Source organism: Muriicola sp. (genome assembly GCF_049669965.1).
Lineage (GTDB): Bacteria > Bacteroidota > Bacteroidia > Flavobacteriales > Flavobacteriaceae > Muriicola.
Map to the genome: position 1 here is coordinate 31,918 of NZ_JBATLB010000221.1, position 11,348 is coordinate 43,265.

Annotated in this window: 5 protein-coding genes; 1 reads left to right on the forward strand and 4 read right to left on the reverse strand. The window is 41.7% G+C overall.

Features of this window, described 5'->3' with window-relative positions:
* Positions 1-4 precede the first annotated feature (4 nt).
* From WBM49_RS11635 to WBM49_RS11645, 3 genes are read right to left on the reverse strand one after another with little or no spacing between them, the layout of a single operon-like run.
* Positions 5-1,348, reverse strand: a complete 1,344-nt coding sequence (locus WBM49_RS11635; RefSeq protein ID WP_424372223.1) for a vanadium-dependent haloperoxidase — start codon at positions 1,346-1,348, stop codon at positions 5-7.
* The gene (locus WBM49_RS11640) at positions 1,348-4,608 is read right to left on the reverse strand and encodes a VCBS repeat-containing protein (protein WP_424372224.1); all 3,261 of its coding nucleotides are present in this window, start codon (positions 4,606-4,608) and stop codon (positions 1,348-1,350) included. Before WBM49_RS11640 ends, WBM49_RS11635 begins: the two co-directional genes overlap by 1 nt.
* The gene (locus WBM49_RS11645) at positions 4,601-7,957 is read right to left on the reverse strand and encodes a VCBS repeat-containing protein (RefSeq protein ID WP_424372225.1); all 3,357 of its coding nucleotides are present in this window, start codon (positions 7,955-7,957) and stop codon (positions 4,601-4,603) included. The genes WBM49_RS11640 and WBM49_RS11645 overlap by 8 nt, the downstream gene beginning before the upstream one ends.
* A 464-nt stretch (positions 7,958-8,421) precedes the next feature.
* Here WBM49_RS11645 and WBM49_RS11650 point away from each other — a divergent pair, with 464 nt between their 5' ends.
* On the forward strand, positions 8,422-10,074 hold the full coding sequence (locus tag WBM49_RS11650; RefSeq protein ID WP_424372226.1) for a solute:sodium symporter family transporter: 1,653 nt from the start codon (positions 8,422-8,424) through the stop codon (positions 10,072-10,074).
* Between the two features lie 60 nt (positions 10,075-10,134).
* On the opposite strand, the gene xylA is transcribed toward WBM49_RS11650, so the two are convergent.
* Positions 10,135-11,348 (reverse strand): xylose isomerase (gene xylA / locus WBM49_RS11655; protein ID WP_424372227.1); only part of this gene is annotated, 1,214 nt, incomplete at its 5' end.

Genomic DNA, 11,348 nt, shown 5'->3' on the forward strand with positions numbered 1-11,348 from the left:
AAAATTACTGGGTTTGAGCCAAACGAGATTTATTTTTCATGGAGAGCTTATCTACCACAAAAGATCCAAGATCCCTGCCTTGTTTTACACCAACTTCAACCGCTGCACGGTAATGTATCCCTCCGTACATTCGGCTAATGGCCGCTTCGTCTGCAGCTTGCTTAAAAGAAGAGAAGGTCCTTGCTGGCAGGCCATAGGGTAATTCAGTATCGTCTTTAAAAGAGAAATTTTCACCAAAAACGTCAGTAAGTACGGTAGACGCAGCTCCTGAAACTACACTATGACCACTAGTGTATTCAGGGAAGGGTGGAGTTTGCAGTACTGGCTTCCAGCTCTCATCAATATGTTCGTTGATCAGGGTTTCTGGTCGTATTAGATTACTGCGGTATTTTTCATCCCAACAACTAATGAAGGCATCTGCAATGGCCATAGAGGTCTTCGTGTACGCATAGACGGTCTTGTCAAAATCACTTTCCGATTGTATACAGGCAATCTTTGTAATGCCTATCCAATGAGCCCCCGGGGTGATCTTTTTAGTGGCAAACATTAAGTGACCCCTATTAACTGATACATACGGATTGCAATCCCAGAATTTTGCAATTTGTACTTCTTCAGAACTGTCGCCTTCCTCAGTCATTTTCTGACTAATGTCATAGACCTCTTTTACTTCCTTGTAAAAATCTGTGCCTTCTTCCATCGAAAAGGGTGGAGGAGGAACCGGCTTAAACTGGTCTGCTGTTTCAATAACAAAGGGCCTTATTTTGCTCCAATGGGGCTCAATACCTGCCATATAGGATGGGGGCGTGGGTTGCCATCTTGAAACTTCATCCGTATTCACCGTAAATTTGGGCATGGTTCTGGTTTGCTTATAATTGTCTTTGTCCATCCAGGCTGCAATATGATCTGCCACTTGCAGGCCAAATTCTTTAGAAGCTTCAAATTCTTTCCTGTTTTGTGTGGACCATATGGTATACAGACTATCCCGAAAAGCTTCCATTTTATCTTCGCTAAAAATTAAACGCCTGCTAAGATCCATGTGTGCAATTAGAGCTGCCAAATCGTTATTCACGGGCTTGGAGGTATCAGGAGAAGGGATGGGGGTCAATTCATGTATCTGACCGGCCAAAGAGGTATAGCTGTCGTCCTTTAGACTTATAATCTCATAGGCGGCAATATTTGGATAAGCGTAAATTCGACTCGCCACCGGGGGAGAAAAGATATCGTGAATCATAATCTCGGTAACTTTATCAATGGAGCTGTGTAATTGTTGTGGGGTAACCACAATAGGCGTTTCTTCCTTTTGACAGCTGAGGACTACCAAAACCACTAATAGGAGGTATTTCTTCATCATTTGTCTCTTTTATTCATTAATTGGTATAATTGAACCTTTTCGTTATTAAAAGTGGCCAATAAATAAGGTTGGTTCTGTATGGTAAGGATACTTAGATGTCGTATGGACCTTTGTGCGAGGTCTAATCCCAAATGATCACCTAAAATTACATTATTTTTCCCTTTTATCATAGCTCCGGCAAAGGCGCCCAATCTTCCGTGATAGGGTTTTACGCCAAAATAATTCCCTGCGGCCAATACTTCCTCTGTACCATCGGCATCGAAATCGTACTTTAAAAAGGTCATGATGGGGGCTACTTGCAGCTGACGTGAGAAGGGGACAAACCGAAACCGGCCACTATTATTTTCCAGATATCCCGACTGTAGTTCATTGATCTCTAATACAGTTGCCTGTTCTAGTTGTTCTCTTTCCAATATTTTTTCTATAGACTTGCCTGCAAAGTCCTTATAGGTAGTAAACTTTTTGCGTAAGCCCACCATTTGTTCTGCAAGTCCTTTTAGTCCTTCAATGGGATAGTATTCTCCGTTTTTTTCAATACATAGAATGGTTTCTGTGCTGCCATTCTCATCAAAATCTGAGTAGTACATTTTCATAGGGGCATTTTCGGAAGCCTTAAACTTTGTGTTTAGTCCCCAATTGCCCAGTAAATAGTCAGTATCACCGTCTTTATCTATATCAAAAGCCACCAAACTTTCCCAAAGTCCGCTGTAAGTATCCTCCAGGACCTTATCCTTTACGAGGGTGCCCTTTACATTTTTAAAGAATACAGGCGCCATCCATTCGCCCACTACGATCAGATCCGGGGTTCCATCATTATTATAATCGTCCCAGATAGCATCGGTAAGCATACCCAGATCGGCTAAGTCTTTATTCTCTACTTGCTCAAATATTCCGTTGTTGTTCTTTAATATATATGAGGTTGGGTTCTTGCCAAAATCATTCGTTATAATCTGATTCCCAATAAAAATGTCCATATCTCCATCCATGTCGTAATCAGCGGGTGCAAGGACGGAAGCATTTTGAAATAAGGCCGGTATATCCTGCTTTATAAAGGTAGAATCGGATCTCAGGTAATATGAATCGAGCAAAGGTGCCATCTCATTGAAGAAATCGGCCCCGCCGGTACCTACGAACAGATCGTTCTGACCATCGGCATTAAAATCCTCTATAACAGCCACAACATCCTCATTAATGGAATCATTGGCAATTGCGGGGAAGGTGGTTTCCTGGAATCCATAGGCGGTTCGAATATAGACTGTTGAGGGTTTAAACTTAGAACTCCCAAAGAACAGGTCGTCTTCTCCATCACCATTTAAATCTCCTATAGCCAGGGCCGGACCACGATCCGATACTTCATAGGGGATCAGCTTTTGGCGGTTGAAATCTACATAGGGATCCTCCTGGTGGGTATACTCTATTCCTAAGGTGTCTTCCAGCTTTTTAAAGAGCATGGTTCTCGTCGCTTTTATCCAGGGATAGGTGAAGTTCTGAATATCCTCTGGTTGTATGTTCAGTGTTTGATTTACATCTACATTCTTTAAAACCTGTGTTGTATTGTCTGGCCAAAGGATCCTTAATGAATCTACTTTCGTATTTTTTCCATAGCCAAAATGTATGATAGGCTCTGAAGAAGCCTGGAATCCTCGTACTGTATAAAGTTCTTTAAATTGAAGTATGCCCTTGTGGTAGGAAAGTATTTTTGTGCCGATCCCAAATGAATTCTTTCCTGGAAAACGGAGTTTAATTTTCAAATAGTTAGCATCCCCGTTGGTCTGGTTGATATAGAGTGTAGCTGCGCTATTGATATTATTGGTCACCAGATCCAGGTCGCCGTCATTGTCCAAATCACCCATGGCTGTTGCCCCGGACACAAGTGTATCTTTCGCAATCCATTCTTTAGAACGGTCTATGAAATTTAAACTATCCGTACCCTGGAATACATAGTTTTGGATGGTTCCTGATGGCATCATATTGAGTGCCTGTTGATCTACTAATTTTGTATTATTCAGTTTCTTTTTGATATGATCATCGGATGCAAAATTGATAAAATCCAGGTTATTTGGCCGCTTTGGGATGCCATTGGAGATAAAAACATCTTGTTCCCCATCGGAATTATAATCTGCAAAAAGAGCGCTCCAGGACCAGTCGGTAGCAGCAATGCCACTCATAAGAGCAGTTTCTTCAAAGTCGAACCCGGGCCTGTTCACCTGCAACATATTTCGCGTAAATTGATAGTGATACCCGTATTGGTTAATCCTCATTTTTTGGATCTGAAGGTCGTCATCGCCCTCTGAAGATTTTAGGACCATCTCGTCTTCAGGAAGCATATCCAGGGATAGAATATCTGGCCAACCGTCGTGGTTCACATCTGCAACATCACTCCCCATGGAAAACCTGGTGGTATGGGTAAAATAGGTTTTTAAATTCTCAGAGAAAGTGCCATCTCCATTGTTCAGATAGTAATAATCATCTTCATGAAAGTCGTTCCCTACATAAATATCGGGATATCCATCCTGATTAAAATCACTAATGGCAACGCCTAGTCCGTATCCATTGATCCCACCAAAAATACCAGCTTCTTCGCTGACATCCACAAATACTTCCCCATCATTGCGCAATAACCTATCTCCAGTCTGGAAATCTCTGGTGTACCGAAGATCGGCTTTGCCAAAAGATTCCTGGGTATGCACTGCGTGGTTGAGTAGATAGAGGTCCAGATCCCCGTCTTGATCGAAGTCTAGAAAGGCTGCGTTGGAACTGAAGGTGTCAAAATCCAGTCCGTAGTTTGCCGCACTTTCTGTAAAACTTAGGTCACCATTATTAATAAATAGTTCATTATACCCATTAAAACCATTTATACCCACAACCGCACAAACATAGATATCTAATAGTCCATCTCCATTTACATCGCCCATGATTGCTCCGGTATTCCAGGTGCTATTCCCGGCAACCCCGGCTTTTTCGGTAATGTCTTCGAATGTCAGGTTTCCTTTATTCAGATATAGTTTGTTTCTGACCTGGTTGCCTGAGAAATAAATGTCTGGTAAATCGTCTCCGTTTATATCGCCAATGGCCACACCGCCACCATTATAAAAGTAGAGGTAGTCTAAAATGTTTAGGTCGTTGGTCTCCGTAAGCTTGTTGCTAAAAGTTATACCAGTTTCCTCTTCACTTGGATTCGTAAAAAGATCACCCCCGCTTTTACCACAACCCAACAAAAGCAAAAATACACCGGAAAATAAAATCGTTTTAGTCATTAAGCCTGTAGATCTTGGGTTGTGTATCATTCAAGGCAGCAATGACGTACGTATGCCCCTTATTATCTTTAAACAGTTTTAAATGCTTGATCTCTTCTCTGATAAAGAATCCACTTTTGTTATAATCTTCCCATTGAAAGTTTACGTCTGCATTCCCGAGTAGCACATTGCCGTAGTTGGCATCTAATCTGGAATATTGAGGCTTAAATTCAAAATTGTTTCCTCCCATTATAAGATCTATATACCCATCTTTATTGACATCAGCACAGGAAATTCCACAGATACACGATAGTTGTACCCTTGGGGGCAGAATCTTTATACTGAATTGCCCATCTCCTTCATTGATGGCAATGACAGATTCTGAGATGCCAGACTTCCTCATTATAGAATTCCCAAATACCTCGGCGGACCACAGTTCATTAACGGTCTTTTTTGCGTATTCTGAAGCTTTCAGATTTTGCTTTTTAAGGGAAACGATCTGATTGGTTAGCTCCTTCTTCTGATGCAGGGGATAGTCCTTCCCGTTCTCATTAAGCGTTACGATTTGTTCTATGGTGCCGTTGCCATCAAAATCATTGATCCACATTTTCATTGGATTTTTCAAGGTAGGTTTATAATGCAAATTTGCACCCTGATTTCCCAGGACAAGATCAATATCACCATCATTATCAAGGTCTACTGATTCTACTACGTTCCAAAGACCATCAAGACTGTCTAGTGAGGTAGACATTTTAGCCAGCCGTCTGCCGGAATTCCTAAATATTTTAGGGGTTCCCCATTCGGATACCGTTACAAGATCTTTTTTATCATCCCCATCCATATCGGCCCATACAGCGCTGGTAACCATGCCGGCGTCTTTTAGATCGTATGCTAGGCGTTCCGTAGCATCTTTAAAACTTCCTTTTCCATCATTCTCAAGGAATAAATGATCCGGGTCTACCCCATATGTGCCTACTACACTTCTTGAGCCAACAAAGACATCCATATCTCCATCTCCATCAAAATCGTAAGGAGCTATGGTAGAAATGTTTTTAAAGGTAGAGGGTAGCATTTCTGGGGCCCGACTAAAATTCCCTTTGCCGTTATTGAGATATAACCTGCTTCGGTAGGTACTTTCCTCACCCACCTGATTTCCTCCTGTACCTACCATCAGATCAAGATCTCCGTCCCCGTCAGCATCGAAAAAGGCCGCTGCAGTATCTTCATAAGCCATGTCATCTTGAAAGACTCCTTGTGGCATAGGCCGCACATTTCCATTGCCCAAATGCCTGTAAAGAGTTCCGGCCTGGCCGTTGGCCCCACCTAAAAATATATCCTCGTTACCATCTCCGTCTATATCTCCTACTGCCAGCGCTGGCCCTTCCTCAGACAGTAATTTGTAGATGAGTCCTTCGTAATCAAAGTCATTGTAATTATTCTCTTTATGCGCCAATAGGGAGTTGTTTTTTACTTCCTGTAAATGGGGCTTACTACTTTCAGGCTTTAATGGTTTATATTTTTCGGTTGCAGCTGTATGCTTAAAAACCATGGTTTGATCTGCACTTACATTTTGAGTAAGCTGCGTCAGATCATCCGGCCAAATTACCCGTATTGAGTCGATTGCTATGGTGCTGCCCAATCCTATGGTCATCTCGTAGTCCATAGAGGATTGGAATCCTCGGGATGGAATTAGTTCTTGAAATACCACATTATTATCATAGTAGAGATTTACGGAGGTGCCTATTGCAAATTTGTTGCTTTCCGGACCTTCAAACTTTAGTTTAATGTAATGATTCTCTGTCATGGAATCGGTGTGATTTTCATAGACAAAGGCCTCCATATTCACATTGTTTATAACCAGATCAAGATCCCCGTCATTATCCAGATCCCCATAGGCCGCACCATTAGACATGGAAGGTAATTCAAACCCCCATTCTTTATTGGCATTTGTAAAGGTCAGGTCCTTATTGTTTTTATAGGCATAGTTGGGTTGTGGTCTGATGGGCATTTTGTTGATTATAGAATCGATAGATTCTTTACGCCCTGTCAACGCCATTTTTTGAATGATCTCATTCGCAAAGAAATCTACAAAATCCAAGTCGGTAAGATCGTGATTAATCCCATTGGTAATAAAAATATCCCTGAACCCGTCGTTGTCCATGTCCAATAGTAGTCCGGCCCAACTCCAGTCGGTCGCATCTACGCCGCTGTAATAGGCGATTTCCGAAAATGAACCATTTCCATTATTGAGTTGCAGGGTATTTTGTATGTATTGTTGATAGAAATCTTTATCCTGCTTTAATCGAAATACGTCATACCCATCAAATTCCATGACAGACTTAACCCGTTCATCTGCTTCTGGTAGCATATCTGTGATAAAGATCTCTGCATTCCCGTCATTATTTATATCGGCCATATCAATCCCCATGGCAGAAAGAGAAAGATGGCTTGTCCATCCCTTAATATCCTCTGTAAACGTCCCGTCCTGGTTATTGATATAGAGATAGTCTCTTTCGTAAAAGTCGTTAGACACATATATATCGGGATAGAGATCTTTGTTTATGTCGGTGACCATTATTCCAAGACCAAATCCAATAAGGCTTCCGTAAATGCCTGCTTCTTCACTTACGTCCACAAATTTTCCGTTATCATTACGGAGTAGCATATCCCCAACCCCTTTAAAAATATCTGGAACGCCTTTCCAATCCTGGGCTCGCACATCTCGCTGCCCGGCATAGCCCAAACTACTCACCGGAATATTACTGTTGTTTAATATGTAGGCATCCAGATCACCATCCTTATCGTAGTCAAAAAAGGAAGCGTGGGTAGAAAATCCTGTTTTTGCCAGATTGTATTCTGCTGCATTTTCTGTAAAAGTAAGGTCGCCATTATTGATGTAAAGGTCATTATCGTGATTATTTCCTTCCATATTCCCTGCATTGCTCACATAGATATCGAGTAAACCATCCTGGTTAATATCTACCATGACCACGCCTGTAGACCAGGGTTTACTGCCTTCAACGCCGGCAGTAGCAGAAATATCCTCAAAACGTAGTTTTCCCTTATTGAGATAAAGTTTATTGCCAACCATGTTCCCTGTAAGGAAGATATCAGAAAGACCATCGTTGTTTATATCACCAATGGCGACCCCGCCACCGTTATAGAAATTACGGTATTTAAAAATGTTGAAGTTTTTTTGATTTTCTACTTTATTAATAAAATTAATTCCTGTTTTTTCAGGTGGCAGGAGTGAAAACAATGTGGGTTTTGTTGCCTTTAATTCACTGTCATTATTTTTTTTTGGAGTACAACCTAAAAACAGACTAATTAAAAACAAAATGGATATAAAAGTTAACTTTTGAGAACGCATTATTTGTAGACTTTAATTTTCTTTTACTAGGTTCGTTTTCCAGATATTTGATCAATGGAATGACCTATTTCTTTTGAAGGTTGGATCTGGAATGCAAAAATGGCCCATTTTAGCATGTTATAAGAACTCTATACTACATAACCCTCAAAATTAGAGTTTGTTAGGCTTTCTTCCTATGTATTCAGGAAGTATTTTGAAAATAATCAGATTTTTTAACAGTTTACAATTGCCAAATTCTTGACTGCGATTTCACAACATCTACCTGCTTTAATCGGCAACTGTATACAGGGAATTGCTGTCACGAATAGTGACAAGAATTAAATGTATATGATGTATGAGGATTTTGGAGAGAGTGTAGTGTTATTGATTTATTAGAACTCATCTGTTTTAATAGACAAGGAATAACGTTGTTTGCAAATAATCCAATATATTTAGGCAAACAAACGAACTAACTACCCTTTACCATGATCGGAATCTTATCCTTTGTTGGCTTTACTGCCATGGTGGCCATTATTTCATATTTTGCAACAAGGTCGACCGATGAAACTTCGTCAGACGGCTATTTTCTTGGAGGAAGGAGCCTTACGGCCGGAGTAATCGCAGGATCATTGCTGTTAACTAATCTTTCCACCGAACAAATAGTGGGGCTTAATGGTAGTGCCTACAAAGACGGTTTATCGGTTATGGCCTGGGAAACGTTAGCGGCCATTGCCATTGTGGTAACTGCCGTATTTCTGTTACCACGCTACCTCAAAGGCGGTCTTACCACAGTTCCTCAATTCCTGGCAAAAAGGTTTGATGTAACCACAAAGACCATTACTTCTGCCTTGTTTCTTACCGGATACGTGGTGGTGCTACTTCCTGTAATTCTGTACTCTGGCTCTGTCGCAATCAGTGGGATGTTCAATGTTCCTGAACTCCTGGACGTTTCGGATAATACCGCCTTGGTGCTGTGCATCTGGGGGATTGGTATTATCGGGTCTATTTATGCGGTCTTTGGAGGGTTAAAGGCGGTAGCCGTTTCGGATAGTATCAATGCGATCGGCCTTATTATTGGCGGAATTCTTATTCCTGTATTTGGATTAATGGCGATTGGAGATGGCAGTATATTAGGAGGTCTCGATACCCTGATGGCCACAAACCCCGAACGATTCGATTCTACCGGTGAACCAGGACAAGAAGTGCCATTCTCAACTATATTTACCGGGATGATGCTGGTACAGTTATTTTATTGGGGTACCAATCAGCAGATCATACAGCGTGCCCTGGCAGCAAAAAATTTAGCAGAAGGACAAAAAGGACTGCTTCTTGCCTCATTTTTAAAAATATTAGGGCCCTTAATTCTGGTATTGCCGGGGATGATCGCCTATCATTATTTTGAAGGTGGGTTGGCTACCTCAGATCTTGCCTATCCGGAACTGGTGCGTGCGGTATTGCCCAAACCTTTGATCGGGTTTTTCGCTGCCGTATTATTTGGAGCTATATTGAGTTCCTTTAATAGCGTACTTAACAGCTCTGTAACACTGTTCGGGATTGATATTTACAAACAGCATATCAACCAGGAAGCCCCGGAAAAAACGGTCGTAAAGTATGGGAAGATATTTGGGGTTTGTTTGGCCCTGGCGGCCATGTTTATCGCACCAATGATCGCGAATGCAGGTAGTTTATTTAATTATTTACAACAGATCAACGGAATTTACAGTATTCCAATATTAACCATAATTGTCATCGGGTATACGACCAAAAGAGTGCCTGCTATAGCAGCCAAAATAGGTATTATCTCTGGCTCCTTACTTTATACTATTTCTCAATTCTGGTTGCAAGACAAGTTTGTAGATGCAGCCTTGGAAGAAGCGGCAGCAAATGGGGTAACTGATGCTGCGGAACTATCCCTGATACAAGCAGATGCTTATCCTCATTATTTGCATGTGATGGCCATTCTTTTTATTACGAACATAGCTATTATGCTTCTGATTGGAAAATTAAGGCCAAGGGCAACCCCTTATGTTCAGGAATACACCAAACAGGTCGAAATTACGCCGTTTAAGTACGTTAAACAGTTTGGTGCCATCATCGTGGTTATCGTAGTGGGGATTTATATTTACTTTGCCAAGTAGTAAAATCTGGGAGTTACCCAATTGTAAATTTTATGATTGGCCGTTTTCTGACACGCCAACTTAGAGATACTGGTTAATAATATTTTCTATCATTTCTTGTTTCCCACTTTTTCGCGGGGATTCATCCGCATGCAGGGATAGGGTATACAGGTCTTCCATTGTTAGTTTACCTTGTTCAAAGTCTTTCCCTTTCCCGGAGTCAAAACTGTTATATCTATCTTTTATCAGTTGAGCATAAGGAGACTGGGTAAGTATCTTTTCTGCTGCCATAAGCGCCCTTGCAAAGGTATCTGCTCCACCAATATGTGCATGAAAGAGGTCATCTACATCCGTTGAGTTCCTGCGAATCTTCGCATCAAAATTAATGCCACCGCCCTGTAGACCGCCTGCTTTCAAAAACACAAGCATGGCCTCGGTTACTTCATAGAGGTTATTGGGAAACTGATCTGTATCCCAGCCATTCTGATAGTCACCCCTGTTCGCATCCAGGCTGCCCAACATGTTGTGGGAGGCTGCCACAGACATTTCGTGTTGCATGGTATGGTTGGCCAGGGTAGCGTGATTGAATTCTAAATTAAGTTTAAAATCGTCCTGAAGTCCGTATTGGTGTAAAAAGCCAACCACCGTGGCCGCATCAAAGTCGTATTGATGTTTCATAGGCTCCATGGGTTTAGGTTCAATAAAGAAGTTTCCTTTAAACCCACGACTTCGGGCATAATCCCTGGCCATTCCTAGAAATTTACCCATATGATCTAATTCTCGTTTCATATCGGTGTTCAGGAGCGACATATAGCCTTCCCTGCCGCCCCAGAAAACATAGTTCTCACCTTGTAGTTCCATAGTGGCGTCTAAAGCGAGTTTAACCTGAGCACCAGCGTGTGAAACTACCCCGAAATCGGGATTTGTAGCTGCGCCATTCATATAGCGGGGATTAGAAAAACAATTAGCGGTGCCCCAGAGAAGTTTTACCCCGGAGTCTTTTTGTTTTTCTTTTATATAGGCTACGATAGCAGCAAGTCTGTTTTCCGATTCGGTTAGCGAATTTCCCTCCCGTATAAGATCAAAATCATGGAAACAGAAATATTCAAATCCCAATTTAGTGATAAATTCGAATGCCGCATCGGCTTTGGCCTTAGCCGCTTCCAGGGGGTCTGAAGGCAGATCCCAGGGAAATGTTTGAGTTCCGGATCCAAAGGGATCTGCACCTTGCCCGCAGAATGAATGCCAATAGGCAACCGCAAATTTAAAATGTTCGCGCATGGTTTTACCTGCAA